Source organism: Paraburkholderia sp. Ac-20340 (assembly GCF_017104965.1).
Taxonomy (GTDB): domain Bacteria; phylum Pseudomonadota; class Gammaproteobacteria; order Burkholderiales; family Burkholderiaceae; genus Paraburkholderia.
This window is the reverse complement of the sequence record NZ_JAAGPR010000009.1, coordinates 212,048-237,452: the sequence shown is the minus strand read 5'-3', so window position 1 is coordinate 237,452 and position 25,405 is coordinate 212,048. Positions and strand designations below refer to the sequence as shown.

The following is a 25,405-nucleotide window of genomic DNA, read 5'->3' as shown; positions in this document are numbered from 1 at the left end:
GACATGAGCAGCATCGATCCGAAATTCGATCCGAAGCAGTTTGGCAAGGTAGCGGTCCTGCTGGGCGGTGTGTCCGCCGAGCGCGCGGTCTCGCTCAAGTCCGGCTCGCTCGTTCTCCAGGCGCTACAAAGCGCGGGCATCGACGCGCATGCGTTCGATCCGTCCGAGTGGCCGCTGTCGGCGCTCAAGGACGAAGGCTTCGTGCGCGCGTTCAACGCGCTGCATGGCGGCTATGGCGAGAACGGCCAGATCCAGGGTGCGCTCGACTTTTACGGCATCCGTTACACGGGCACGGGCGTGCTCGGTTCGGCGCTCGGTCTCGACAAATTCCGCAGCAAGCTGGTGTGGCAGCAACTGGGCATTCCGACGCCGCCGTTCGTGGCCGTGCTGCGCGGCGACGATTTCGCTGCTGCGGCGCCTGGCATCATCGCGAAGCTCGGTCTGCCGATCTTCGTGAAGCCCGCGAGCGAAGGTTCGAGCGTGGCCGTCATCAAGGTCAAGACCGAAGCCGAACTCGTGCCGGCGCTCGAAGAAGCCGCGAAGCACGACAAGATCGTGCTGGCGGAAAAGAGCATCGAAGGCGGCGGCGAATACACGGCTTGCGTAGCGGGCGACCTCGATCTGCCGATCATCAAGATCGTGCCGGCGGGCGAGTTCTACGACTACGACGCGAAGTACATCCTCGACACGACGCAGTATCTGATTCCCTGCGGCGTCGCGCCGGAGAAGGAAGCCGAACTGAAGAAGCTGGCGCGCCGCGCGTTCGACGTGCTCGGCTGCACCGACTGGGGCCGCGCCGATTTCATGATGGACGGCGCGGGCAACCCGTACTTCCTGGAAGTGAATACGGCGCCTGGCATGACCGATCACTCGCTGCCGCCGAAGGCTGCGCGTGCGGTGGGCATCGAGTATCGCGATCTCGTGGTGCGCGTGCTTGCGCTCACGCTGAAGGACTGAAGCCGCAACTGAAGTCGCAACTGCAGCAGAAACCGACCGAACCGTAAGACGACTCGCCGTAAAGATTGAATCGACGAACCCGACATGTGGAATAACGTACGCCAGCTCAACCTCGCCGCCAACGTGTTGCACGTGCTGCTCGTGCTCGCGCTTCTGGTGGCCGGCTGCTACTGGCTCGTGCAGCGCCCGAATTTCGCGCTGCGCGAGATCCGCATCGAAGGCGACACCGAGCACATCAACGCGCCGACCGTCCGCGCGAGCGTGGTCGGCCGTCTGAAGGGCAACTTCTTCACCGTCGATCTCGATACGGCGCGCGCCGCGTTCGAGCAGATGCCGTGGGTGCGCCATGCGAGCGTGCGCCGCGTCTGGCCGAATGCGCTGGCGGTGTCGCTCGAAGAGTACAAGCCGCTCGGCACGTGGGGCAGCGATCAGCTGGTCAGCACCGACGGCGAGTTGTTCACGGCGAACCAGGGCGAGCTCGACGACGATCTGCCCGCGTTCGATGGCCCGGACGGCACGGCGCCCGAAGTGGTCGCGCGTTATCGCGACTTCGTGAAGTGGTTCGCGCCGCTCGGTCTGGAGCCGGACGAAGTGACGCTCACGCCGCGCTACGCGTGGACGGTGAAACTCTCGAACGGCATGCAGGTGGAACTTGGCCGCGAGCGCAACGCGGATACGCTCGCGGAACGCTCGCATCGCCTCATCGCCGCGTGGTCGGCGCTCACGCAACGTTGGGGGAAAGACATCGAATATGCGGATCTGCGCTATCCGAACGGTTTTGCGATTCGGGCGGCGGGCATGCGCTTCATTAGCGATACGCCCGGCCCGGGCAAGAAGTAACAGCACATCACACGCAACGAGCACGATATGAGTAAAGACTATAAAGATCTGCTGGTCAGCCTCGACATCGGGACGTCGAAGGTGGTGGCCGTCGTCGCCGAAATGAAAAGCGATGGCCACTACGAGGTGATCGGCCTCGGCCAGGCCGAATCGAAAGGTCTCAAGAAGGGCGTGGTGGTGAACATCGAGGCCACGGTGCAGTCTATCCAGCGTGCGCTCGAAGAAGCGGAACTCATGGCCGACTGCAAGATCACTAATGTGTTCACCGGCATCGCAGGCAGCCATATCCGCAGCTTCAACTCGAGCGGCATGGTCGCCATCAAGGAAAAGGAAGTCACGCAGACGGACGTTGCGCGCGTGATCGAAACGGCCAAGGCGATCAACATCCCGACCGACCAGCAGGTGCTGCATATCCTCACGCAGGAATTCATCATCGACGGTCAGGAAGATGTGCGCGAGCCGATCGGCATGAGCGGCATCCGCCTCGAAGTGAAAGTGCATATCGTCACCGGCGCGGTGAGCGCGGCGCAGAACATCGTCAAGTGCGTGCGCCGCTGCGGCCTCGAAGTGAACGATCTGATCCTGCAACCGCTGGCTTCGTCGCTGGCGGTGCTCACCGACGACGAGAAGGAACTCGGCGTGGTGCTGGTGGATGTGGGCGGCGGCACGACCGACATCGCGATCTTCAGCGAAGGCGCGATCCGTCACACGGCCGTGATTCCGATCGCGGGCGACCAGGTGACGAGCGATATCGCCATGGCGCTGCGCACGCCCACGCCGGACGCCGAAGACATCAAGGTGAGCTACGGCATCGCCAAGCAGGCGCTGGCCGATCCGGACGAAATGATCGAAGTGCCGGGGCTGGGCGAGCGCGGTCCGCGCACGCTGTCGCGCCAGGCGCTCGCCGCGGTGATCGAGCCGCGCGTGGAAGAGTTGTTCTCGCTCGTGCAGCAGGTGGTGCGCGAGTCGGGCTATGAGGAATTGCTCAGTTCGGGCGTCGTGCTGACCGGCGGCGCCGCGATGATGCCGGGCATGGTCGAGCTGGGCGAAGACATCTTCCTCAAGCCGGTGCGCATTGGCGTGCCGGAGTACGCGGGCGGTCTCGCCGACGTCGTGCGCAATCCGCGCTATTCGACGGCGATGGGCCTGCTCGTGGAGGGCCGCGCGCAGCGTATGCGCGGTCGCAAGGTTGCGGTGCAGTCGGGGTCGATGGGGCAGGTCTTCACGCGCATGAAGGACTGGTTTCTCGGCAACTTCTGATGCGGTGATCTGCGCAGGCTGAACGCGCAGACCCGAACGTAAAAAAGACGCACAAGTAGACGTAAGAGCGGACGCAAAAGGCTCAACGCAGGGACCGAAGAAGCGCTGGTGACGGCGGCTGGCGCGCAGGGAAGGGTTGCCCGACTCTCCCCTGAATAACGCCGAGGAGCGGAAATCTTTTTCTTGACGGAGGCAACATGGAATTCCAGATGCTGGAAACGGAAACCAACGGCACCATCATCAAGGTGGTGGGCGTAGGTGGCGCTGGCGGCAATGCCGTGCAGCACATGATCAATCGCGGCGTGCAAGGCGTCGATTTCATCGTGATGAACACGGATGCGCAGGCGCTGTCGCGTTCGCGCGCACCGGCCGTGATCCAGCTCGGCAACACGGGTCTGGGCGCTGGCGCGAAGCCGGAAATGGGCCGCGCGGCGGCTGAAGAAGCGCGCGAGCGCATCGCCGACTCGCTGCTTGGCGCGCATATGGTGTTCATCACCGCCGGTATGGGCGGCGGCACGGGCACGGGTGCAGCACCCGTGGTCGCGCAGATCGCCAAGGAAATGGGCATTCTCACCGTGGGTGTGGTGAGCAAGCCGTTCGAATTCGAAGGTGGCAAGCGCATGCGCGTGGCGGAAGCCGGCTCGCAGCAACTGGAGGATCACGTCGACTCGCTGATCGTCGTTCTGAACGACAAGCTGTTCGACGTGATGGGCGATGACGCCGAGATGGACAAGTGCTTCCAGTGCGCGGACGACGTTCTGAACAACGCAGTCGCAGGCATCGCCGAAATCATCAATGTCGACGGTCTGGTGAACGTCGACTTTGAAGACGTGAAGACGGTGATGGGCGAGCAGGGCAAGGCGATGATGGGCACGGCAACGGTTGCCGGCGTCGATCGCGCACGTCTGGCAGCCGAGCAGGCGGTCGCGAGCCCGCTGCTCGAAGGCGTCGATCTGTCGGGCGCGCGTGGCGTGCTGGTCAACATCACGTCGAGCCGTTCGCTGCGTCTGTCGGAAACGCGTGAAGTCATGAACACGATCAAGAGCTACGCGGCGGAAGACGCCACGGTGATCTTCGGTGCCGTGTACGACGACGCGATGGGCGACGCACTGCGCGTGACGGTGGTGGCAACGGGTCTGGGCCGCGCGGCAGCAACGCGCCAACAGGCTGCACCGATGACGCTGCTGCGCACGGGTACGGACAACCATCCGGTTGCAGCGGCTCAGACGTACGCACCGCAACACGCACAGACCGCCGACTACGGCGCGCTCGACACGCCGGCAGTCTGGCGCACGTCGCGCGACACCGCGGCTTCGCACGTGCAGGCGCTGCAGGAAAAGGGCGTCGATACGTACGACATCCCGGCGTTCCTGCGCAAGCAGGCCGACTAAGGCCGGCCAGGCGAACTGCGCGGCGAGCGAGTTCTGGCTGCGGCGCCGGGCACGGTGGTTCAGTGCCCGCCCGCGGACGGAGCGTTCGGCATGACGTTGCGATGATGACGAAGAGAACCCGCAAGGCCGCATCCGCGAGGATGCCCGGCGCGGATGCGTGCCCGCTGCGTTTCGATGCGCGGCACGGCATATGCGCCGCAGCCAGGGCGCGGTTTTCGGCGCAATATTGCGCGTTATGACGGGCGCGGACGCTACGCGCATCGATGTGAAGGACGAGTGATGATCAAACTGGGTGAAACGCTGCCCGACGCCACGCTCTTCGAATTTGTCGAAGACGAGCGCGCGGGCTGCACGCTGGGGCCGAACAGCTTCAGCGTGCGCGAGCAAACGGCGGGCAAACGCGTGGTGATCTTCGGATTGCCGGGCGCGTTCACGCCCACGTGCTCCGCGAAACATGTACCGGGTTATGTCGAGCAGTACGAAGCGCTGCGCGCGGCGGGCATCGACGAAATCTGGTGCGTGTCCGTCAACGACGCGTTTGTGATGGGCGCGTGGGGGCGAGATCAGCGGACCTCGGGCAAGGTACGCATGATGGCCGACGGCAGTGCGGCGTTCACCCGTGCACTCGGTCTGGAGCAGGATTTGTCGGCGCGTGGCATGGGCATCCGGTCCCAGCGCTACGCCATGGTGATCGACGACAGCGTGGTCAAGACGCTGAACCTCGAAGCACCGGGCAAATTCGAAGTCAGCGATGCAGCGAGCATACTCGCCGCGTTGAGCCCGACCTGAGCCGATGCTTTGGCCGCGTTCCCGTTGCCGCAGCGCAACGGAGCGTCGGACAAATCATCGGGCAAATGTGACGGGCTATTACTACCTGCCGTACGGGCCGCTGGCCGGGAACGCCTCCGTTCCGGCCAGCGGCCCGTCGTCCATCCCCTGGAGGTAACGTGGGGAAACAGATTGTCACGCCCCGGACGACGACGGACTTGCCATACTTGGAGTATAATTCGCCCTATGAGTTAAAAAATCCCGATTGGGATTTTCAATGAGCAGAACACTATGTTGAAGCAGCGAACCATCAAATCGATCGTGAAAACGGTTGGCATCGGCCTGCACTCGGGTCGCAAGGTCAATCTGACGCTACGCCCGGCGGCGCCGGACACGGGCATCGTGTTTTCGCGCGTGGATTTGCCGACTCCGGTGGATATTCCCGCGTCGGCGATGGCGATTGGCGACACCCGCCTCGCTTCGGTGCTGCAGAAGGACGGCGCGCGCGTCTCGACCATCGAGCATCTGATGTCCGCGTGCGCAGGTCTGGGCATCGACAACCTCTATATCGACGTCACGGCGGAAGAGATTCCGATCATGGACGGCAGCGCATCGTCGTTCGTGTTCCTGATCCAGTCGGCCGGTATCGAAGAGCAGAACGCGCCGAAGAAGTTCATCAAGGTGAAGAAGACCGTGGAAGTGCGCGAAGGCGACAAATTCGCGCGTCTCGATCCGTTCTTCGGCTTCAAGCTCAAGTTCACCATCGATTTCCGTCACCCGGCCGTGGACAAGACCGGTCAGGCGCTCGAAGTCGACTTCGCGAATACTTCGTACGTGCGTGAAATCGCCCGTGCGCGCACCTTCGGCTTCGCTCATGAAGTGGAAATGATGCGCGAGCTGGGTCTGGCGCGCGGTGGCAGCATGGACAACGCGATCGTACTGGACGAGTACCGCATCCTGAACAACGACGGCCTGCGTTACGACGACGAATTCGTGAAGCACAAGATGCTCGACGCGATCGGCGATCTTTACGTGGTCGGCCATCCGCTGCTGGCTTCGTACGACGCCTACAAGTCGGGCCACGGTCTGAACAACGCGCTGCTGCGCGAGTTGCTGGCGCACGAAGACGCGTATGAAATCGTGACCTTCGACGACACGCAAAAGGCGCCGCGCGGCTTCGGTTACGAGGCGCAGACGGCGTTTGCCTGATCGGCATCAAGATCGCGACGGCAATGTCCTGATCAAACGAAAAAGGGTGGCTTCATGCCACCCTTTTTTATTTTGCGTCGCATGCCGTTTTAGCGTCGCTTCAAATGCCGCGCGGCCATTTTCGCGAGCGCTTCCTGCAGCGGCGAAGGCGGCAGGCTTTCGCTCAAACTCGCCAGCGCCTCGGCGCCCACTGGCGTCATGCGCGCCTGTTTGGGCTGCGGCGGCTCCTTCACGGCCTGCGGGCGCACGCGAATGCGCACACTGGTAAGCGCCCAGCCGCGCGCCTGCAATTCGGTGACGAGGCGCGGTTCCAGGTGCCGCAGCCGCGCAGCGAGCGCGTTATGTGCGGCAAAAAGCGCCAGCGTCCCATCCTTGATGAAGCCCGGTTCCACGCTGGCCGCCAGATAGTCGGGCAGCAGCGCGTTCAGGTCGCGCTGGATCGCCGCGATCTGCTCGACGCCCGCGCGCAGCGGCGCGAAGGCGTCGGTGCGGCTGAGGACTTCGGCGACCGGCTGCGGCGAGCGCGGCGCGCGGCCCGGTGCGCGCGAATTGCGCTGCGCACGCGGCGCGGCGGTGGCGCCCGGCCTTGAAATCGGCGAAAAACGGCTCATGTGGCGAGAAGAGGAGCAAACAGGGCCCGCGCGGGTTGCGCGGCAATGCCGTCATTGTAGCTTGCGCCATTTGCGCCCATGTTTGCCCCGATGTTTGTGTTCACGTTGCTTCTCTTGCGGCGTCGCAGCTTGCTGATTGCGTCGCCGCAGTGCGTCCTGCGCCGCGCCGCCCGAAAAGCGGCAATGGCAACGGCTCGCGAGGCGCGTCAGCGCGGGCTTTTGGCACGACATCCGACGCAGCTCCCATCATGGCTCTGACACGGGCGCTGCCTGGGGTGCGTGCTAAAATGCCCGATTCGAATCCACCAATTTGGGCTTAAGCCGCCGAGGTCCTTCCGATCCGGGCGCGTGGTGCAAACGTAAGCAAACCAGCCGTTTATCTGCCGGTTTGCAACGCGCCACGCAGGAATCCCGGCTGAAGCCGCGACGCAGACACCGATCCGATGACCACCGGTTTCTTACAGAAAATCTTTGGCAGCCGCAATCAGCGCCTGATCAAGCAATATCAGAAGACGGTCGTGGCGATCAACGCGCTCGAACCGACCATCGAGCAATACACCGACGAGCAGCTGCGCGCCAAGACCGTCGAATTCCGCGAGCGCATCTCGAAGGGCACTTCGCTCGACGATCTGCTGCCCGAGGCGTTCGCTGTCTGCCGCGAGGCCAGCAAGCGTGTGCTCAAGATGCGCCACTTCGACGTCCAGTTGATCGGCGGCATGGTGCTGCATTACGGCAAGATCGCCGAAATGCGCACCGGCGAAGGCAAGACGCTGGTCGCGACGCTGCCGGTGTACCTGAACGCGCTGTCCGGGCGCGGCGTGCACGTGGTCACGGTGAACGACTACCTCGCCCAGCGCGACGCCGAATGGATGGCGCGCCTGTATAACTTCCTCGGTCTGTCCGTCGGCATCAATCTGTCGCAGATGGATCACGGCATGAAGCAGGAAGCCTACGGCTCGGACATCACCTACGGTACGAACAACGAGTTCGGCTTCGACTATCTGCGCGACAACATGGTCTACGAGACCGAGGCGCGCGTGCAGCGTGCGCTGAACTTCGCCGTGGTCGACGAAGTGGACTCGATCCTGATCGACGAAGCGCGTACGCCGCTGATCATCTCCGGTCAGGCCGAAGATCACACCGAACTCTACGTGCGCATGAACGCGCTGCCGCCGCTGCTCGAACGCCAGATCGGCGAAGAGAAGGCCGACGGCACGGGCGTCGAAAAGCCGGGCGACTACACGCTCGACGAAAAGGCACGTCAGGTGTTCCTGACGGAAGCGGGCCACGAAAAGGCCGAGCGCATGCTCGCCGAGTGGGGCCTGATCGGTCAGGGCGAAAGCCTCTACGCGCCGCAGAACATCACGCTGATGCATCACGTGTACGCCGCCCTGCGCGCGCACACGCTGTTCTTCAAGGATCAGCATTACGTGGTGCAGAACGGCGAAGTCGTGATCGTCGACGAATTCACCGGCCGTCTGATGGCCGGCCGCCGCTGGTCGGATGGTCTGCATCAGGCCGTGGAAGCGAAGGAACACGTCAAGATCCAGAGCGAAAACCAGACGCTCGCCTCGATCACGTTCCAGAACTACTTCCGCATGTACGCCAAGCTTTCGGGCATGACGGGTACGGCGGATACCGAAGCGTACGAATTCAACGAGATCTACGGCCTCGAAACCGTCGTGATCCCGACCAACCGGATTCCGAAGCGCATCGACAAGCAGGATCAGATCTACAAGACCGCCAAGGAGCGCTACGACGCCGTGATTCGCGACATCCGCGAATGCCACGAGCGCGGTCAGCCGGTGCTGGTCGGTACGACCTCGATCGAAAACTCGGAACTGCTCTCGCATCTGCTCACGCAGGCGGGTCTGCCGCACGACGTCCTCAACGCCAAGCAGCACGGCCGCGAAGCCGCGATCGTCGCCGAAGCCGGCCGTCCGAAGCGCGTGACCATCGCCACCAACATGGCCGGTCGCGGTACCGACATCGTGCTGGGCGGCAATGCGGAAAAGCAGGCTGCGTTCATCGAAGCCGACGATTCGATTCCCGCCGACGAAAAGGCGCGCCGCATCCAGCAACTGCACGACGAATGGCAGACGCTGCACGATCAGGTGAAGGCCGCGGGCGGTCTGCACATCATCGGCACCGAGCGCCACGAATCGCGCCGTATCGACAACCAGCTGCGCGGCCGTGCGGGCCGTCAGGGCGATCCGGGTTCGTCGCGTTTCTATCTGTCGCTCGAAGATCCGCTGCTGCGCATTTTCGCGGGCGATCGCGTGCGCGCCATCATGGACCGCCTGAAGATGCCGGAAGGCGAGGCGATCGAGGCGGGCATCGTCACGCGTTCGATCGAGTCGGCGCAGCGCAAGGTCGAAGCGCGTAACTTCGACATCCGCAAGCAGCTGCTCGAATACGACGACGTCTCGAACGACCAGCGCAAGGTGATCTACCAGCAGCGCAACGAACTGCTCGAAGCGCACGACATCACCGAAACCATCGGCGCGATGCGTCACGGCGTGGTCACGGATATCGTGCGTCAATATGTGCCGCACGGCAGTATCGAAGAGCAGTGGGACGTGCCCGAGCTGGAAGAGATTCTGCGCAACGAATGGCAGCTCGACCTCGCGATCCAGGAAATGATCAACGAGTCGTCGTCGATCGACGCGGACGAGATTCTCGAAGCCGTGCTCGCCGCCGCCGACGAAGCCTACGAGCAGAAGGTGGCGCTCGTGGGTCGCGAATCGTTCAGCGCGTTCGAGCGCTCGGTCATGCTGCAGACGCTCGACCGTAGCTGGCGCGAACACCTCGCCGCGCTCGATCATCTGCGTCAGGGCATCCATCTGCGCGGTTATGCGCAGAAGAACCCGAAGCAGGAATACAAGCGCGAAGCGTTCGAACTGTTCGCCGCCATGCTCGACGCCGTGAAGCAGGAAGTCACGCGCATCGTCATGAACGTGCAGATCCAGTCGCCGCAGCAACTCGAAGAAGCGGCCGAACAGATGGAAGAGCAGGGCGGCCATCTGGAGAACGTCGAATTCCGTCACGCCGAGTTCGCCGAAACGGGCGCCGAAGCAGCGCCGGTGGGCGCGGCGGCACCGGTCGCGGACGCCGCGGCAGCGATGGTCGGCGCGGCCATGAGCCACGAGGCGCTGGACGCTGACGGCGTGCCGAAGGTCGGTCGCAACGATCCGTGCCCGTGCGGCAGCGGCAAGAAGTACAAGCAGTGCCACGGCAAGATCGCGTGATGGAGCGCGGCGGCGCGTGTATCGAACCGGGTTCGATGATCGCGCCGTTCGCTTCGTGACGCGCTTGCGCGTAGATTCCGGTGGCCCGCTCTCCCTGACGGGCCTTGCGTTTTGAATCCTCAATGCCGGCCAGGCTGACAGAAACGTCGCGGCCGGCATTGCCTTTTCGACAGGTCGCCACCATGGCTGTCAATTTCCCCTCGATCGATCCCGCACAACTTCATCCGGTCGCCGGCGTGACGCTCGGCTGGGCGGAAGCCCATATCCGCAAGCCCAACCGCAAGGATGTGCTGGTGATTTCCGTCGAAGAAGGCGCGAGCGTCGCGGGCGTGTTCACGCTCAACCGCTTCTGCGCCGCGCCGGTGACGGTGTGCCGCGAACATCTCGCGAAGGTGCGCGAAGGTGGCGCGGGCATCCGCGCGCTCGTCATCAACACGGGTAACGCCAACGCGGGTACGGGCGAGCCGGGCATGAAGCACACGCGCGAAACCTGCGACGAACTCGCGCGCCTCGCGGGCATCGAGTCCTCGCAGGTGCTGCCGTTCTCGACCGGCGTGATTCTCGAGCCGCTGCCGATCGACCGCCTGAAGGCCGGTCTGCCCGCTGCGCTCGCGAACCGCAAGGAAGCGAACTGGTTCGACGCCGCGCACGCGATCATGACGACCGACACGCTGCCGAAGGCCGCGTCGCGCCAGGTCACGATCGACGGCCACACGGTCACGCTCACCGGCATCAGCAAGGGCGCGGGCATGATCAAGCCGAACATGGCGACCATGCTGGGCTTCCTCGCGTTCGACGCGAACGTGGCGCAGCCGGTCATGGACGAACTCGTCAAGCACGTGGCCGATCGCTCGTTCAACTGCATCACGATCGATGGCGACACCTCGACCAACGACTCGTTCATCCTGATCGCTTCGGGCAAGTCGAGCCTGCCGGCCATCACGTCGACCGATTCGCCGGCGTACGCCGCACTGCGCGACGCCGTCACGGAAGTGGCGCAGACGCTCTCGCAACTGATCGTGCGCGACGGCGAAGGCGCGACCAAGTTCATGACGATTCAGGTCGAAGGCGGCAAGGATGTCGCCGAGTGCCGCCAGATCGCCTACGCGATCGGCCACTCGCCGCTCGTGAAGACCGCGTTCTACGCATCGGACCCCAACCTGGGCCGTATCCTGGCCGCGATCGGCTATGCGGGCGTGACCGATCTGGACGTCAACAAGATCGATCTGTACCTGGACGACGTGCTGGTGGCGAAGGCCGGCGGCCGTAACCCGGAATACAAGGAAGAAGACGGCCAGCGCGTGATGAAGAAGAGCGAGATCCTGATCCGCGTGGTGCTCGGCCGCGGTAACGCCGAAGCCACCGTCTGGACCTGCGATCTCTCGCACGACTACGTGAGCATCAACGCCGACTATCGTTCCTGATCGGGTTTCCGATCTTTCTAGACAAGACGCAATGGACAAGCTCGAACAGTTTCTGACCCGCGCCGAAGCGCTGCTCGGCCGACTCGAAGCCGTGCTGCCGCCGGCAGCGCCCGATGTGGACTGGAACTCGGCAGTCGCGTTCCGCTGGCGCACGCGCCAGGGCCGCGGCTACCTGCAACCGGTCCCCGGCGTTTCGCTGATTTCGCTCGACGATCTGCAGAACATCGATCGCCAGAAAAATCTCATCGATCGCAACACGCGCCAGTTCGTGCAGAAGAAGCCCGCGAACAACGTGCTGCTGACGGGCGCGCGCGGCACCGGCAAGTCGTCGCTGATCAAGGCCTGCCTGAACGCCTACGCGCAGGACGGTCTGCGCCTGATCGAAGTCGACAAGGACGATCTGCACGATCTGGGCGATATCGTCGATCTGATCTCGACGCGCCCCGAGCGCTTCATCGTGTTCTGCGACGATCTCTCGTTCGAAGACGGCGAATCGGGCTACAAGGCGCTGAAAGTGGCGCTCGACGGTTCGGTGGCCGCGCAGTCGGACAACGTGCTGATCTACGCGACCTCGAATCGCCGCCATCTGCTGCCCGAGTACATGAGCGACAACGAGTCCTACAAGCACATGCCCGACGGTGAGATTCATCCGGGCGAAGTGGTGGAGGAGAAGATTTCGCTGTCGGAACGCTTCGGTCTGTGGGTGAGTTTTTATCCGTTCAAGCAGGACGACTATCTGACGATCGTCGGACACTGGCTGCGTCACTTCGGCTGCGATGACGCCGAAGTCGAAAGCGCACGCGGCGACGCGCTGGTCTGGGCGCTGGAGCGCGGTTCGCGTTCGGGCCGTGTGGCGTGGCAATTCGCGCGCGACTGGTCGGGCAAGAAGACGGAACAAGCATGAGCGAGCAAGTCAAAACCGCGGCGCGCCCCGTCACGGAAGTTGCGGTCGGCGTGCTGGTGCAGCCCGACGGCCGTTATCTGCTGGCGCAGCGCCCCGAAGGCAAACCCTACGCGGGCTACTGGGAATTTCCTGGCGGCAAGCTGGAGCAGGGCGAGTCGGTCGAGGCGGCGCTTGCGCGCGAGCTGCACGAGGAATTGGGGATCGACGTGAAGGCTTGCCATCGCTGGCATACGCTCGAGCACGATTATCCGCATGCCTACGTGCGTCTGTACTTCTGCAAGGTGACCGAGTGGACCGGCGAGCCGCACGGCCGCGAAGGTCAGGCGCTGGCATGGCAGGCGCTGCCGGCGAGCGTGGAGCCATTGCTGCCCGCGACGATTCCCGTGCTGGAGTGGCTGGCGGCGGATTAAGGCCAGCTTTGCGCAGAAACCGCCGGCAAAAAGTACAAAAGCCGCCGCACTTCTATGTGCGGCGGCTTTTTTTATCGGTGCGCGGCTTACTGGCGCGTATCGGTGGGCGGTGCTTCGTCGTCGGGCGGCGTGTCTTCCTCGTTGCCGCCGATCCGGTACTTTTCAGCGGCCCAGGCGCCGAGATCCATCTGCTTGCAACGTTCGGAGCAAAACGGGCGGAAGCGGCTTTCCGGCACCCAGCGGACGTCCTTACCGCAGGACGGGCATTTGACAACGGTGGTCATTCGGTCGACTGATCAGTAGCGAGGCGGCGCCGTTTCAGTAGGCGCCGCGCGATTGAAAAATGGCGCAAAGGCAATCAGCGGATGGTGCCAGATTCTGCCGGCCGCTGCTTACAGGCTGCAGAGCGTGAGCTGGAACGGCACGTCCTGATCGACGGCGCGCGGGCGCAGATCGCCGTCCTGCACCGTGAAGCGCACCCACAGCATGTACTTGTTGGCGCTGGCTTCGGGAATCACGCGCAAATCGGGTGCCACGCGCACCTGCATCAACTGGTAAGTGCGGCCCGAGAGCATCTGCTGATAGCTGCCCTGCATCGCCATCACCTTCGACGCCTGGCCGGATTCGCGCGCGAGACGCAGCACGATGCTGGCGGCGTCGCGCAGCGGCAGCAGCGGCGTGACCCACTTGGCGATGTCCTGGCGGCGTTGATCTGCGTGCAACTGTTGCCACGCGTAATACGAGGGCAGATCGAACTTGCAGGTGCCGCCCGGAATGATCGCGCGGCTGCGGATGCTGGTGAGCCACTCGTTGTCTGCAAGATGCTGGCCGGTTTTGCCCTGCATCTGCGTGAGGCCCGCAAGCGTCTGCTCGATTTCGCCGAGCACGCTTTCCAGCGCATTCTGTTCGATACCGGGATTGCCGCGAAACGGCGCGAGCGTCTGACGCTGCCTTTCGAGCTCCTTCATGAGGTCCGATTTGAGATCGGCGCGGCCTGCGACTTCCGCGATTTCGAACAGCGTCGTGAGCGCGACGTGATGTTCCCTCGGATCTTCCTGAGTCAGGAAAAACGTAAAACGCTCGAACAGGTCTTCGAGGCGCAGCAGCGTCCGGATTCGCTCGTTGAAGGGATACTCGTAAAGAATCAAGCGCGCTCGCCTCGGGCGTGGTCGGTGAAGGATTGCAGGACATTCTAATGCCGTGGGACTACGGTCGCAATCGCGCTTGCCCGTGCAACGCTGTCACATCCGTGTTTTCCTGCAGATTCCTGCGAATTTCGACTCGATTTTGCGATTGCGTGCTGCAAAAACGCAGTGGCGGTGAGCGCGGTTAAGCGCCTGCAAGCGCGAGATAGCGCCGATGGAGTAGTTCGACGTCCTGTGCGAGTGCATCGAGCGTGGTGTCGTCGTTGACGATCACATCGTCGGCGGCGGCAAGACGTGCTTCGCGCGTGGCCTGACGTGCGATGATCGCCTGCACCTGCTCGCGCGTGAAACCGTTGCGGCGCATCACGCGCGCGATCTGCGTTTGAACGCTGCAATCGACAGCCAGCACGCGATCCACGCGCGATTTCCACGCGCCGGATTCGACCAGTAACGGCACCACCAGCATCACGTAAGGGCCCTTGGCCTCGCGCGTTTCGCGCTCGGTTTCCGCGCGGATCAGCGGATGCGTGATCGCTTCGAGCCGCTTGCGCGCGGCCTCGTCGCCGAACACGAGTGCACGCATGCGCGCGCGATCCATCGAGCCATCGGCGGCGACGAATTCAGGGCCGAATTGCGCGGCGATCTGTGGCATGGCGACGCCCTGCGGGGCGGTGACGCGATGCGCGATCACGTCCGTGTCCACGAGCGGTACGCCGCGCGCGGCGAACAGGTCCGCAACCGTGGATTTGCCGCTGCCGATACCGCCCGTCAATCCGACCGCAATCATCGATTTATTGCCTCACACAAAAGCGCCATAAAACGGCGTGCCCGCGAACAGCGTGAAGAACGCGCCTGCTGCCAGATACGGTCCGAACGGCAGCGGCTCTTCGAAGCGCATACGTCCGCTCACCGTTGCCGCGAGACCGACTGCTGCGCCGGCCACCGCGGCAATCACGATGATCTGCGGCAGCGCGGCCCAGCCGAGCCATGCGCCGAGTGCCGCGAGTAGCTTGAAATCGCCATGCCCCATGCCTTCGACGCCACGCAGCAGACGGAAGATCCAGTACACGGTCCACAACGCGAGATAGCCGGCGACTGCGCCGATCACGGCGCTTTGCAGATCGGTGAAGGTATCGACGAGATTCACCAGCAGGCCGGCCCACACGAGCGGCAGCGTAATCGAATCGGGCAGCAGGTGATGTTCGAGATCGATCGCGCTTGCGGCAATCAACGACGCGCACAGCACGAACGCCGCAAGCGCCTTGCCCGTAGGGCCGAATGCGAGCAGCGTGCCCGCCGCGCAGATTGCGCTGGCGAGTTCGATGGCGGGGTAGCGCACGCTCACGCGCGTGCCGCATTGCGAGCAGCGGCCACGCAACATGAGCCAGCTCACGAGCGGAATGTTTTCCCAGGCGCGCAATACGTGGCCGCAATGCGGGCAGGCGCTGCGCGGCAGCCAGAGGTTGTAGCGCGCCGGCAGACCGTCGTTGAACAGGTCGCCGCTTTCGGATGCGTGACCGGACACTTCGGCGGCGTCGGCGCGCCAGGCGCGCTCCAGCATGATCGGCAGGCGGTGTATCACCACGTTGAGAAAACTGCCGATCACGAGGCCGATCACGATCGCGAAGCCCATCAGCAGGCCAGGCGGCAAAGTGCCCAGCGCGACGGACAAAGGTGCGGCCGCATCGACAGACATGACGGACGAAGCGGACGTGACCTGCGATCCGTTGAAGGATGACGCGAGTGGCGTGGAAGCGGCGGCGGACGATAAAAGGACGGACATGAGCGGGAACCGTAATCTGGCAGCGATGCTACACCACGTTGCCCAGTTGAATGATGGGAAGATACATCGCAACCACAAGGCCGCCGACCAGCGCACCGAGCACCACGATGATGAGCGGCTCGCACAGACTCGCCACAAGCGCGATTTTTTCGTCCACCTGACGGTCGGCGAGCGCGGCGACGTCGAGCAGCATCGCGTCGAGCGCGCCGGATTCCTCCGCGACCGCGACGGGCTGGATCACATCGTCGGGAAAGCAGCCCGCCGAGCGCATGGCCGACGCAAGACGTTCGCCATGCCGAAGCCGCGCGCTGATGCTCGCGCTTGCCTGATCGAAGAACGCGTTACCGCTTGCGTGCGTGAGCGATTCGAAGGCATCGGCGAGCGGCGTACCGGCGCCTAGAAGCGTGCCGAGCGCGCGGCTCCAGCGCGCGGCGCACAAGGTCGTGAGCAAAGTGCCGAAGAGCGGCAGCGCGAGCACGATGCGTCCGAATGCGATGCGCGCAGCTTCGGAGCGGCGCAGCAAGGTATGGAGTGCGAAAACGCCGGCGGTACAGAGCGCCGCCGTGGGCACGCTCCAGCGCGTCGCCGCCGCCGAGAGCATCAGGACGAATTGTGTGGGCGCGGGCAGCGTCGCGCCGAATCCATCGAAGATCTGCTTGAACGTGGGCACGACCCAGACCAGCAACGCGGCTGTGATCGCGAAGGCGAGCAGCAGCACGGCGACCGGATAGGTGAGCGCGGCGCGCACCTTCGAGCGTTGCGCGGCGGCACGTTCCCGATCGTCGGCGACGCGGGCGAGTACCCCGGCGAGCGCGCCCGACGCCTCGCCTACAGCCACGAGCTGACAATAGAGCGAGCCGAAGCGCGACGGATATTGCGCGAGTGCATCCGCGAAACGCTTGCCTGCAGTGATCTCACGCGCGAGCGCCGCAGCAATGCGCGGCAGCCCGTGCGGCCCGCTTGCCTGCGCAAGCAGATCGAGCGCACCGGCAAGCGGTAGACCCGCGCGCAGCAGACTGGCGAGCTGACGCGTGAAGCGGGTGATGTCCGCCTGATTGGCGCGTGGCGAAGGCGCCGGGCCGCGCCGCTCGATCAGTGTGGCGGTGATGCGCTCGCGCTTGAGCGCCACGCGCGCCGCCGTAGCGTCGAACGCGATCAGCGTGCCGTGACGCGCGACGCCTGCGGTATCGAGACCGCGCCACGCGAAGCGCGAATCCGGCGCGGCGTGTGGCTGCGTTGGTTTGCGCGCGATCATGAGGCGTCCGTCGCGGCGAGTGCTTCGGCGAGACTCGTCGTGCCGTCGCGCACCCGCGCCAGCGCGGCATCGCGCAGCGTAGCGACGCCCTCGGAGCGCGCCAGTTTCGCGATGTCGTGCGCGCTGCGCCGCTCGACGATCATGTCGCGCATGGCGGCGCTCACGGGCAACACTTCATGAATGCCCACGCGACCGCGATAGCCGATGCCATGACACGCTTCGCAGCCCTTCGCGAGATACGGTTGCACATCGGCGAGACCGGCGGCGCGCAACGTTGCCGCCGATTCGTTCGCGCGCTGGCGGCACTGCATGCACAGGCGCCGCACGAGCCGCTGCGCCGTGACGAGCCGCAATGCGGCTGCGAGGTTATACGGTTCGACGCCGATGTCGATCAGGCGCGCGACTGCCGCAGGCGCGTCGTTGGTGTGCAGTGTGGAGAGCACGAGGTGGCCCGTTTGCGCTGCTTTCACCGCGACGCTGGCAGTTTCCTCGTCGCGTATCTCGCCGATCATGATGACGTCCGGGTCCTGGCGCAGCAGGGCGCGCAGCGCGAGCGCAAAGGTGAGCCCGGCCTTCTCGCGCACGTTGACCTGATTGATGCCGGCGAGCTGGATTTCGGCGGGATCTTCGACTGAACAGAGATTGCGCGAGGCGTCGTTGAGCTTTTGCAGGAAGCAGTAAAGCGAGAGAGTTTTGCCGCTGCCGGTCGGGCCTGTTACGAGAACGAGACCGTGCGGTGCGCCGATCGCCGCGCTCAGCGTTGCTCGTTGCGTATCGTCGAGGCCGAGCGCATTCAGCGAGAGATCGGCGGGTAACGCTTCGAGCCGGCGCAGCACGAGCTTTTCGCCATGCAGCGTGGGCAACGAGTTCACACGATAGTCTTCCTGCGGCTGCGCTTCGCCACGTGGCGCGAGCCGCAGACGCCCGTCCTGAGGAATGCGCCGCTCCGCAATATCCATACGCGCGAGCACCTTGATGCGCGTAACGAACGCGTCGCGCAGATGAGCGGGCGGCCGCGCGATTTCGTGCAGCACGCCGTCGATACGCAAGCGCACGCGCCAGCCTTGTTCCTGCGGTTCGATGTGCAGATCGGAGGCATTGCGGCGCGCGGCTTCGCGCAATGTATCGGCGAGCAGGCGAACGGCGGGCGCGTCGTCGGAAGAGACGGGCGCTGCTGGCGCAGGCGAAGCGGCGGCGCCAAAGCCACCGCTCGCCGCGCCATCGGCCGCGCGTTGCGCGATAGCCGGTGCGCGGCGGACACCGTGCGCACTAAAACGATCAGGAATGGAAAACATCGATTGCCGGCCCGAAGCCGCCGTGTGCGAGAGACGGCTTCATGATCGGCTGATGTGAAGTCGCGCACCACTCGGCCGAATGGCTAACGATGCGCGCGAGGCGAACGGGTCTAGCGGCCCGGCAACAGTTTCTTCGCTTTCTCGAGCGTGGCGCGCGCGCCTTTACCCGGCGTCGTGCCCGGTTTGAAGAGTTTGACCGTGCGCACGGCCTGGTCGTCGGCGCGCATGACTTCGAGTTTCACGTCGCCGATCTGCACGCACACGTCGCCTTCGGGAATCTCTTCGAGCACTTCGAGGATCAGACCGTTGAGCGTCTTCGGCCCGTCGGTCGGCAGCTTCATATGCAGCCAGCGGTTGAGTTCGCGCAAGGGCATGCTGCCTGGCACGATGCACTCGCCCTGATCGTTCCAGCCGCCGCGTCCCGTACCGCTGCGCGGCATGGTGGTGGTGAATTCGCCGATCAGCTCTTCGATGATGTCTTCCGGCGTGAGCAGTCCTTCCATCTCGCCATACTCGTTCACCACCAGCGCAATACGGTGACGGCTTTCCTGGAAGTACTGAAGTTGCTGGAACACCGGCGTGCCGGTGGGCACGAAGTACGGTTCAGCCAGCAGTTCGCGCAGCGTCTCGCGCTCGAAATCCTGGTTGTGCAGGGCGGCCAGCGTCTTGCGCACATGCAGCACGCCCAGCACGCGGTCGATATCGCCTTGATAGACGATCAGCTTGTTGTGATAGCAGGTTTCGAGCTGATGCAGGATCTCTTCCAGAGGCGCGTTGAAGTCGAGAGCTTCGATACGGCGACGCGGAATCATCACGTCATCGACGGTGATGTTTTCGAGATCGAACAGGTTCAACAGGATGCTGCGGTGCTTGGTCGGCATGAAGCTGCCGGACTCCAGCACGATGGTGCGCAGTTCTTCGGTCGAGAGCCGCTGGTCGTGCGCCTTGCTCGTATTGATGTGCAGCACGCGCAGGATCGTGTTCGCAAACATGTTGACGAACCAGATGATGGGCTTCGTCACGCGCATGAGCGGCGCAATCAGCAGGCTGGCGGGCAGCGCGATTTTTTCCGGGAACGTGGCGCCGACGATCTTCGGCGTGATTTCCGCAAACACGATGATCAGAAACGCGACGATGCCGGTCGCGATCGACAGCACGAGGTTGTTATGACCGAAGGTGTGCAGCGCGATCGAGGTGGTGAGCACCGGAATGATCGTGTTGAACAGGTTGTTGCCGATCAGGATGACGGACAGCAGCAGGTCGGTGCGCGCGAGCAGTTTCTGCGTGGTCTTTGCGCCGAGCGCGTTGTGGGTCGCGAGATATTTCAGCCGATGGCGGTTGAGCGCCATCATTGCCGTTTCGGAGATGGAGAAGAAGCTGGAGCAGATGAGCAGGACGAAGACGGCGCAAATCTGCGCCCATAAGGGAAGGTGGTCCACGCTTGGAGAAAGTGAGGGGATCGGGTGAGGAAACTATAACAGAGGGGTGCCGCGCGTCAGCCGTGGCGGGGAGGGCGTTGGCCGTCCGGCCAGGGGCGGCATCGGCTGGGCTTTGTGCGCGCTTGCGCAAGGGACCGGACAGACAAAAAACGCAGACGAAAAAAAACCGCACAACACGTGTGCGGTTTTTTTTGAATTCTGGTCGGGGTGAGAGGATTCGAACCTCCGGCCTCTACGTCCCGAACGTAGCGCTCTACCAGGCTAAGCTACACCCCGAATTTTACTGCTTTTACTCTTCCGGCTTGCTTCGTCTTCGTTAAGACTGGCGTGTCGTCGAGTAAGAACATAATTCTAGCAGGCTCTCTTTGTATTGGGAAGAGGGAAATGAAGAAATTGCATCGGCCGCTGCTTGAGCCTCTGCTTTCGCGCATTGGAGCGTGTGGTCGAGCGCGCCCGAACGCGTGATGGCGTCGAAGATTTCGTCGAAACGCGTGGTGCCGCCTTGCTCGATGGCTTCGCGCGCGAGCGCCGCTTCCGCAGCCGTGCCGTGTTCGATCAGCCAGATCAGCGGCAGCGTGGGCTTGCCTTCGCGCAGATCGTCGCCGGCGTTCTTGCCCATCGATTCGGCCGTGCCGGTGTAGTCGAGCCAGTCGTCCATGATCTGGAACGCCGTGCCCATGCGCCGGCCGTATTCCGCCGCGGCTTCTTCGGTGCGGGCATCCGCCCCCGAAAGCACGGCGCCCAGTTGTGCCGCTGCCTCGAACAGTTTGGCCGTCTTGTAACGGATGACCTGCATATAGCGTTCGGTATCGACGTCCGCATCATGCATGTTCAGGAGTTGCAGCACTTCCCCTTCGGAAATGATCGTGGTGGCCTGCGAGAGGATTTCCATCACGCGCATCTTGCCGACACCCACCATCATCTCGAACGAGCGCGAGTACAGATAGTCGCCCACCAGCACGCTGGCCGCGTTGCCGAACAGCGCATTGGCCGTCTGGCGGCCGCGCCGCAGGTCGGATTCGTCGACGACGTCGTCGTGCAGCAGGGTGGCCGTGTGGATGAACTCGACGACAGCCGCGAGCGTATGACGATGCGAGCTGCGATCGCCGAGCGCGCCAGCCACGAGCAGCAGCAGCGCCGGACGCAGCCGCTTGCCGCCCGCACTGATGATGTACTCGGAGATCTGGTTGATCAGCATCACCTCGGACGCCAGACTCTGCCGGATGACACGATTCACCTGCTCCATGTCGCTGGCGATGGGCGCGAGCAAGGTCGCTGCGCTGGGGGTAGGGGTGGCGGTGGACGACATGATGGCAAATATAGGTAGTGCCGCGGATTATAAGGCGAATCGGTCGCGGGCCCTATGTAGCTCTGCCGTCCGGCCGATGCTTCCCTCTATTTTTGTGTGGTGGGACGGGCGCTTCGCTACGGCGCGAAGTCATCATCAAACCTGCCGCAAAGCCTTGTCGCGCGGCGCGCAGGAACACGGCGCGCGTGCTTGTCAATACCTTTTGACCGTGCAGCTAACTCTATGTATAATCTAAGGTTTCGGGCGCGCAGTGCGTCTGAAAAGATATTTTAGAGTGAGGTTCTCAATGTACGCGGTCATAAAAACCGGCGGCAAGCAGTACAAAGTTGCCGTTGGCGAAAAACTCAAAGTAGAACAGATACCGGCTGACATTGACGCAGAAATCACGCTCGACCAGGTTCTCGCAGTGGGCGAAGGCGAATCGATTAAGTTCGGTACGCCGCTGGTCAGTGGGGCTTCCGTCAAGGCCACCGTTGTGTCGCAAGGCCGACACGCCAAAGTGACCATCTTCAAGATGCGTCGCCGGAAGCACTACCAGAAGCATGGCGGCCACCGCCAGAACTACACCGAACTGCGCATCGACGCTATCAACGCGTAAGCGCACGCCGGTAAAGGAGCAAACAAATGGCACACAAAAAGGCAGGCGGGTCGTCACGTAACGGCCGCGACTCAGAGTCGAAACGACTTGGCGTTAAGGTGTTCGGCGGCCAGGCTATCCTCGCAGGCGGCATCATCGTTCGCCAGCGCGGTACGCGTATGCACCCGGGTCTGAACGTTGGCATCGGCAAGGACCACACGCTTTACGCGCTGGTCGACGGCCACGTCTCGTTCGCGATCAAGGGCGCAGCCAACAAGCACATGGTCAACGTCGTACCGGTAGCAGCGTAAGTTTTAGCTGCTAGCAATCGACGCAAGGAAGGCCCCGCGAAGTTTGCGGGGCTTTTTCTTTATCTGCGCCCAGGTCCACGCAAGGGCGCAACGCGTTGGGATCGCCGTTGGCCGTTCGGCCAGGTGGGCAAGCATGGCCCCGGCGAGCACAATACGTGGGCACAATAACGAATTACCGACGATTCACCGATTACGGGACGGAGTAACGCATGAAGTTCATTGACGAAGCGAAGATCGAAGTCATCGCCGGCGATGGGGGCGATGGCAGCGCGTCGATGCGACGCGAGAAATTCGTCCCGTTCGGCGGGCCGGATGGCGGCGACGGCGGGCGAGGCGGCAGCGTCTACGTGGTTGCCGACCGCAATATCAATACGCTGATCGACTACCGCTATACCAAGAAGCATCTGGCGCGTAACGGCGAAAATGGCCGTGGCGCTGACTGCTATGGCAAGGGCGGCGACGACATCACGCTGCGCATGCCGGTGGGCACGGCCATCACCGACATGGAAACCGGCGAGTTCATCGCCGACCTCACCGAGCACGACCAGCGCGTGATGGTGGCGCAAGGCGGCGCGGGCGGCCTCGGCAACCTGCACTTCAAGTCGTCGACCAACCGCGCGCCGCGTCAGAAGACCGACGGCAAGGCGGGCGAGCGCCGCATGCTGCGCCTCGAGCTGAAGGTGCTGGCCGACGTCGGTCTGCTCGGCATGCCCAATGCGGGCAAGTCCACCTTTATTTCCTCGGTGTCGAACGCGAAGCCGAAGATCGCCGATTACCCGTTCACGACGCTTGCGCCGAATCTGGGCGTGGTGCGCGTGGGTCCGAGCAAGAGCTTCGTGATCGCCGACATTCCAGGCCTGATCGAAGGCGCAGCGGAAGGCGCGGGCCTCGGTCACCAGTTCCTGCGTCACTTGCAGCGCACCAACCTGCTGCTGCATCTTGTCGACCTCGCACCGTTCGATGAAGCGGTCGATCCGGTCGCGGAAGCGAAGGCCATCGTCGGCGAACTGCGCAAGTACGACGAAATGTTGTTCGAGAAGCCGCGCTGGCTCGTGCTGAACAAGCTCGACATGGTGCCGGAAGAAGAACGTGCCGCGCGTATCGCCGACTTCGTCGAGCGCTTCGAGTGGGACGGCCCGGTGTTCGAGATTTCGGCACTCACGGGGCAGGGCTGCGAAAATCTCTGCTACGCGATCTACGACTACATCTCCGAGCATTCGGACGCGCGCCGTGCAGAGGAAGCGGAAGATCTCGCCTCCGACGTGCGCTTCCGCGATGCCGCGTCTGGCCAGAATGGCGGCGCCGCGCAGGAGCCGCAGGAGTAATTCATCGTTCGAGCCGGCAAGCGGCCCTCGGGCCGCGCCGGTTGCTTCACGCGTCATCAGTCATTTGGGGAGACCGCGCAGCATGCGTTCCGTCATCGCCGATTCCCGGCGTCTGGTAGTGAAAGTCGGTTCCAGCCTCGTCACGAACGATGGCCGCGGGCTCGATCATGCGGCCATCGGCCGCTGGGCCGCGCAGATCGCGGCGCTGCGTGCGCAGGGCAAGGAAGTCGTGCTCGTGAGTTCGGGCGCGATTGCCGAAGGCATGCAGCGTCTGGGCTGGACGAAGCGTCCGCGCGAAATCGACGAACTTCAGGCGGCTGCGGCAGTGGGCCAGATGGGCCTCGCGCAGGTGTACGAGAGCCGCTTCGCGGAGCACGACATCCGCACCGCGCAGATTCTGCTCACGCACGCCGACCTGGCCGACCGCGAACGTTATCTGAACGCGCGCTCGACGCTGCTTACGCTGTTGCGTCTGGGCGTAGTGCCGATCATCAACGAGAACGACACGGTCGTCACCGACGAAATCAAGTTCGGCGATAACGACACGCTTGGCGCGCTCGTGGCGAACCTGATCGAAGGCGACGCGCTGGTGATCCTCACCGATCAAAGCGGTCTCTACACGGCCGATCCGCGTAAAGATCCGGCGGCCACGCTCGTGCAGGAAGCCGATGCCGGCAAGCCGGAACTGGAAGCGATGGCGGGCGGCGCGGGGTCGAGCATCGGCCGTGGCGGCATGCTCACCAAGATTCTCGCGGCCAAGCGCGCGGCGCACAGCGGCGCGAATACGGTGATCGCGAGCGGGCGCGAAGAGCAGGTGCTCGTGCGTCTCGCGCAGGGCGAGGCGATCGGTACGCAACTGATCGCACGCACGGCGCGCATGGCGGCGCGCAAGCAATGGATGGCGGATCACCTGCAGGTGCGCGGTCATGTCGTGATCGACGACGGCGCGGTGCAAAAGCTCACGGCTGACGGCAAGAGTCTGCTGCCGATCGGCGTGGTGGGCGTGCAGGGCGCGTTCGCGCGTGGCGAAGTGATCGCGTGTCTGAATCCGTCCGGTCAGGAAGTCGCACGCGGCCTGACCAACTACAGCAGCGCGGAAACGAAGCTGATCCAGCGTCACCCGAGCGGCGAGATCGAAGGCGTGCTCGGCTATATGCTGGAGCCGGAACTGATCCATCGCGACAATCTCGTGCTGATCTAAAAAGCCTAAGTACGCAAGCTCAGTGCACAAAGAAAAAGCCGCAACAGTCGATGACTGCTGCGGCTTTTTTATTGGCGTCGCGCGCGGATATCAGCGCACGAGTGTGGATTGCGTGCGGCCGAAGCGAATGTTCTCGCCGATCACCGATGCCTTCGCGATCGGCATCTTGTTGGCGCAGAAGTAGTCCTGATAGAGCCTCGACTGGTACGCGTTGAGCGTGCCGTTTTCGATGCGCGACCAGTCGTTGGCGACGGTCTGGTCCCAGCCGTTGTGGTCGGCGTTCAGGCTCGCGTAGAGGCGCCACTCGTAGGTGTCGCAGCGAATGCCTTCGTAGTTGATGTTGCGCGCGCCGTTCGGGCTCGTGATGACGATCGTGTAGCGCACCACGCCATCGGTGCCGACGCTCAGCGAGGCCGGATCGACGGCGAACTTCAGCGGCGTGTTGTTCGAGACGTCGAAGCCGTAGAGCTGCGCGTTCGCGCCGGGCAGGGCCGGCAGGCTTTCGAGCGTGTTTTCCTTCCATTCGCCCTTGCGGTCGAGCAGATAGGTAAAGGCGCTGTCGTCCTTGTTGGTGGGGCCGGAACTGCCGCAACCGGACAGCAGGACGCTACTTGCGGCCGCGGCGCACACCGCAGCAAGAGCCAGTCGTTTCAAATCGATATTCCTTCGATGCACCGGCGCTGCGCGCACGAATGCGCGGCGCCGCGGATGCGGACCGCCATGCGCCACGCAGCGCAACTCGT

The 25,405-nt window shown here is 63.7% G+C and carries 24 protein-coding genes and 1 tRNA gene; 14 read left to right on the top strand and 11 right to left on the bottom strand.

Translation table 11 applies throughout. The features are described from left to right. Nucleotides 1-3: 3 nt before the first annotated feature. The 6 genes from G3N59_RS15215 (at nucleotide 4) to lpxC (ending at nucleotide 6,425) form a co-directional block, all read left to right on the top strand. Complete coding sequence (locus G3N59_RS15215) at nucleotides 4-957, top strand: D-alanine--D-alanine ligase (protein WP_205983441.1); 954 nt, start codon at nucleotides 4-6, stop codon at nucleotides 955-957. An 84-nt stretch (nucleotides 958-1,041) separates the two neighbouring features. Then, entirely contained in the window at nucleotides 1,042-1,797 is a 756-nt protein-coding gene (locus G3N59_RS15210; protein WP_205983440.1) for a cell division protein FtsQ/DivIB, read from the top strand. Nucleotides 1,798-1,824: 27 nt separating this feature from the next. Further along, the gene (gene ftsA / locus G3N59_RS15205) at nucleotides 1,825-3,057 is read left to right on the top strand and encodes a cell division protein FtsA (protein ID WP_027817993.1); all 1,233 of its coding nucleotides are present in this window, start codon (nucleotides 1,825-1,827) and stop codon (nucleotides 3,055-3,057) included. A gap of 197 nt (nucleotides 3,058-3,254) precedes the next feature. After that, a complete protein-coding gene (gene ftsZ / locus G3N59_RS15200) occupies nucleotides 3,255-4,448 on the top strand; it encodes a cell division protein FtsZ (RefSeq protein ID WP_205983439.1) in 1,194 nt (397 codons plus the stop codon). Between the two features lie 279 nt (nucleotides 4,449-4,727). Further along, nucleotides 4,728-5,237 (top strand): peroxiredoxin, encoded by a 510-nt coding sequence (locus G3N59_RS15195; protein ID WP_205983438.1) that lies wholly within the window; start codon nucleotides 4,728-4,730, stop codon nucleotides 5,235-5,237. 270 nt (nucleotides 5,238-5,507) lie between these two features. Beyond that, nucleotides 5,508-6,425, top strand: a complete 918-nt coding sequence (lpxC, locus tag G3N59_RS15190) for a UDP-3-O-acyl-N-acetylglucosamine deacetylase (RefSeq protein WP_205983437.1) — start codon at nucleotides 5,508-5,510, stop codon at nucleotides 6,423-6,425. 89 nt (nucleotides 6,426-6,514) lie between these two features. Here lpxC and G3N59_RS15185 read toward each other — a convergent pair whose 3' ends face one another. Continuing rightward, nucleotides 6,515-7,036: a DUF721 domain-containing protein gene (locus G3N59_RS15185; protein ID WP_205983436.1), complete on the bottom strand. Its 522-nt coding sequence runs from the start codon at nucleotides 7,034-7,036 to the stop codon at nucleotides 6,515-6,517. Nucleotides 7,037-7,479: 443 nt separating this feature from the next. Between G3N59_RS15185 and secA the strand changes: the two genes are divergently transcribed. From secA to G3N59_RS15165, 4 genes are all read left to right on the top strand, one after another. Continuing rightward, a complete protein-coding gene (gene secA, locus G3N59_RS15180; protein WP_205983435.1) occupies nucleotides 7,480-10,284 on the top strand; it encodes a preprotein translocase subunit SecA in 2,805 nt (934 codons plus the stop codon). A gap of 182 nt (nucleotides 10,285-10,466) precedes the next feature. Further along, nucleotides 10,467-11,708 (top strand): bifunctional glutamate N-acetyltransferase/amino-acid acetyltransferase ArgJ, encoded by a 1,242-nt coding sequence (gene argJ, locus G3N59_RS15175; protein WP_205983434.1) that lies wholly within the window; start codon nucleotides 10,467-10,469, stop codon nucleotides 11,706-11,708. Nucleotides 11,709-11,739: 31 nt separating this feature from the next. Further along, nucleotides 11,740-12,612: an ATP-binding protein gene (locus tag G3N59_RS15170; protein WP_205983433.1), complete on the top strand. Its 873-nt coding sequence runs from the start codon at nucleotides 11,740-11,742 to the stop codon at nucleotides 12,610-12,612. Then, nucleotides 12,609-13,022: an NUDIX domain-containing protein gene (locus G3N59_RS15165; RefSeq protein WP_205983432.1), complete on the top strand. Its 414-nt coding sequence runs from the start codon at nucleotides 12,609-12,611 to the stop codon at nucleotides 13,020-13,022. Before G3N59_RS15170 ends, G3N59_RS15165 begins: the two co-directional genes overlap by 4 nt. A gap of 86 nt (nucleotides 13,023-13,108) precedes the next feature. Here G3N59_RS15165 and G3N59_RS15160 read toward each other — a convergent pair whose 3' ends face one another. From G3N59_RS15160 to G3N59_RS15120, 9 genes are all read right to left on the bottom strand, one after another. Then, nucleotides 13,109-13,306 carry a DNA gyrase inhibitor YacG gene (locus G3N59_RS15160; protein ID WP_205983431.1) on the bottom strand — a complete coding sequence of 66 codons (198 nt, stop codon included), beginning with the start codon at nucleotides 13,304-13,306 and terminating at the stop codon, nucleotides 13,109-13,111. A 108-nt stretch (nucleotides 13,307-13,414) separates the two neighbouring features. After that, complete coding sequence (gene zapD, locus G3N59_RS15155; RefSeq protein WP_027817983.1) at nucleotides 13,415-14,170, bottom strand: cell division protein ZapD; 756 nt, start codon at nucleotides 14,168-14,170, stop codon at nucleotides 13,415-13,417. Between the two features lie 181 nt (nucleotides 14,171-14,351). After that, entirely contained in the window at nucleotides 14,352-14,954 is a 603-nt protein-coding gene (gene coaE, locus G3N59_RS15150) for a dephospho-CoA kinase (RefSeq protein ID WP_205983430.1), read from the bottom strand. Between the two features lie 12 nt (nucleotides 14,955-14,966). Beyond that, a complete protein-coding gene (locus G3N59_RS15145) occupies nucleotides 14,967-15,863 on the bottom strand; it encodes an A24 family peptidase (RefSeq protein WP_205983470.1) in 897 nt (298 codons plus the stop codon). A gap of 115 nt (nucleotides 15,864-15,978) precedes the next feature. After that, the gene (locus G3N59_RS15140) at nucleotides 15,979-17,205 is read right to left on the bottom strand and encodes a type II secretion system F family protein (protein ID WP_205983429.1); all 1,227 of its coding nucleotides are present in this window, start codon (nucleotides 17,203-17,205) and stop codon (nucleotides 15,979-15,981) included. Then, nucleotides 17,202-18,500 (bottom strand): ATPase, T2SS/T4P/T4SS family, encoded by a 1,299-nt coding sequence (locus tag G3N59_RS15135; RefSeq protein ID WP_205983428.1) that lies wholly within the window; start codon nucleotides 18,498-18,500, stop codon nucleotides 17,202-17,204. Before G3N59_RS15135 ends, G3N59_RS15140 begins: the two co-directional genes overlap by 4 nt. 110 nt (nucleotides 18,501-18,610) lie before the next feature. Further along, nucleotides 18,611-19,939, bottom strand: a complete 1,329-nt coding sequence (locus tag G3N59_RS15130; RefSeq protein ID WP_205983427.1) for an HlyC/CorC family transporter — start codon at nucleotides 19,937-19,939, stop codon at nucleotides 18,611-18,613. A 199-nt stretch (nucleotides 19,940-20,138) separates the two neighbouring features. Continuing rightward, nucleotides 20,139-20,215, bottom strand: a tRNA-Pro gene (locus tag G3N59_RS15125). A 40-nt stretch (nucleotides 20,216-20,255) separates the two neighbouring features. Beyond that, the gene (locus G3N59_RS15120; protein WP_205983426.1) at nucleotides 20,256-21,248 is read right to left on the bottom strand and encodes a polyprenyl synthetase family protein; all 993 of its coding nucleotides are present in this window, start codon (nucleotides 21,246-21,248) and stop codon (nucleotides 20,256-20,258) included. A gap of 286 nt (nucleotides 21,249-21,534) precedes the next feature. Between G3N59_RS15120 and rplU the strand changes: the two genes are divergently transcribed. From rplU to proB, 4 genes are all read left to right on the top strand, one after another. Then, nucleotides 21,535-21,846: a 50S ribosomal protein L21 gene (gene rplU / locus G3N59_RS15115; RefSeq protein WP_007180329.1), complete on the top strand. Its 312-nt coding sequence runs from the start codon at nucleotides 21,535-21,537 to the stop codon at nucleotides 21,844-21,846. Between the two features lie 26 nt (nucleotides 21,847-21,872). Further along, entirely contained in the window at nucleotides 21,873-22,136 is a 264-nt protein-coding gene (rpmA, locus tag G3N59_RS15110) for a 50S ribosomal protein L27 (protein WP_167069419.1), read from the top strand. A gap of 209 nt (nucleotides 22,137-22,345) precedes the next feature. Next, the gene (gene cgtA / locus G3N59_RS15105; RefSeq protein WP_205983425.1) at nucleotides 22,346-23,461 is read left to right on the top strand and encodes an Obg family GTPase CgtA; all 1,116 of its coding nucleotides are present in this window, start codon (nucleotides 22,346-22,348) and stop codon (nucleotides 23,459-23,461) included. 82 nt (nucleotides 23,462-23,543) lie between these two features. Next, nucleotides 23,544-24,662, top strand: a complete 1,119-nt coding sequence (gene proB, locus G3N59_RS15100; protein ID WP_205983424.1) for a glutamate 5-kinase — start codon at nucleotides 23,544-23,546, stop codon at nucleotides 24,660-24,662. Nucleotides 24,663-24,752: 90 nt separating this feature from the next. Here the strand turns inward: proB and G3N59_RS15095 are convergent, their stop codons facing one another. Further along, the gene (locus tag G3N59_RS15095) at nucleotides 24,753-25,316 is read right to left on the bottom strand and encodes a CNP1-like family protein (RefSeq protein ID WP_205983423.1); all 564 of its coding nucleotides are present in this window, start codon (nucleotides 25,314-25,316) and stop codon (nucleotides 24,753-24,755) included. Nucleotides 25,317-25,405: the final 89 nt, after the last annotated feature.

What these genes read in the sequence shown, in the direction of transcription:
- proB (WP_205983424.1), top strand. Translation starts at nt 23,544, where the DNA reads ATGCGTTCCGTCATCGCCGATTCCCGGCGTCTGGTAGTGAAAGTCGGT.
- rpmA (WP_167069419.1), top strand. Translation starts at nt 21,873, where the DNA reads ATGGCACACAAAAAGGCAGGCGGGTCGTCACGTAACGGCCGCGACTCA.
- G3N59_RS15140 (WP_205983429.1), bottom strand. Translation starts at nt 17,205, where the DNA reads ATGATCGCGCGCAAACCAACGCAGCCACACGCCGCGCCGGATTCGCGC.
- rplU (WP_007180329.1), top strand. Translation starts at nt 21,535, where the DNA reads ATGTACGCGGTCATAAAAACCGGCGGCAAGCAGTACAAAGTTGCCGTT.
- coaE (WP_205983430.1), bottom strand. Translation starts at nt 14,954, where the DNA reads ATGATTGCGGTCGGATTGACGGGCGGTATCGGCAGCGGCAAATCCACG.
- G3N59_RS15215 (WP_205983441.1), top strand. Translation starts at nt 4, where the DNA reads ATGAGCAGCATCGATCCGAAATTCGATCCGAAGCAGTTTGGCAAGGTA.
- argJ (WP_205983434.1), top strand. Translation starts at nt 10,467, where the DNA reads ATGGCTGTCAATTTCCCCTCGATCGATCCCGCACAACTTCATCCGGTC.
- ftsZ (WP_205983439.1), top strand. Translation starts at nt 3,255, where the DNA reads ATGGAATTCCAGATGCTGGAAACGGAAACCAACGGCACCATCATCAAG.
- G3N59_RS15210 (WP_205983440.1), top strand. Translation starts at nt 1,042, where the DNA reads ATGTGGAATAACGTACGCCAGCTCAACCTCGCCGCCAACGTGTTGCAC.
- G3N59_RS15135 (WP_205983428.1), bottom strand. Translation starts at nt 18,500, where the DNA reads ATGTTTTCCATTCCTGATCGTTTTAGTGCGCACGGTGTCCGCCGCGCA.
- G3N59_RS15160 (WP_205983431.1), bottom strand. Translation starts at nt 13,306, where the DNA reads ATGACCACCGTTGTCAAATGCCCGTCCTGCGGTAAGGACGTCCGCTGG.
- secA (WP_205983435.1), top strand. Translation starts at nt 7,480, where the DNA reads ATGACCACCGGTTTCTTACAGAAAATCTTTGGCAGCCGCAATCAGCGC.
- lpxC (WP_205983437.1), top strand. Translation starts at nt 5,508, where the DNA reads ATGTTGAAGCAGCGAACCATCAAATCGATCGTGAAAACGGTTGGCATC.
- G3N59_RS15165 (WP_205983432.1), top strand. Translation starts at nt 12,609, where the DNA reads ATGAGCGAGCAAGTCAAAACCGCGGCGCGCCCCGTCACGGAAGTTGCG.
- G3N59_RS15145 (WP_205983470.1), bottom strand. Translation starts at nt 15,863, where the DNA reads ATGTCTGTCGATGCGGCCGCACCTTTGTCCGTCGCGCTGGGCACTTTG.
- G3N59_RS15170 (WP_205983433.1), top strand. Translation starts at nt 11,740, where the DNA reads ATGGACAAGCTCGAACAGTTTCTGACCCGCGCCGAAGCGCTGCTCGGC.
- G3N59_RS15195 (WP_205983438.1), top strand. Translation starts at nt 4,728, where the DNA reads ATGATCAAACTGGGTGAAACGCTGCCCGACGCCACGCTCTTCGAATTT.
- G3N59_RS15185 (WP_205983436.1), bottom strand. Translation starts at nt 7,036, where the DNA reads ATGAGCCGTTTTTCGCCGATTTCAAGGCCGGGCGCCACCGCCGCGCCG.
- G3N59_RS15120 (WP_205983426.1), bottom strand. Translation starts at nt 21,248, where the DNA reads ATGTCGTCCACCGCCACCCCTACCCCCAGCGCAGCGACCTTGCTCGCG.
- cgtA (WP_205983425.1), top strand. Translation starts at nt 22,346, where the DNA reads ATGAAGTTCATTGACGAAGCGAAGATCGAAGTCATCGCCGGCGATGGG.
- ftsA (WP_027817993.1), top strand. Translation starts at nt 1,825, where the DNA reads ATGAGTAAAGACTATAAAGATCTGCTGGTCAGCCTCGACATCGGGACG.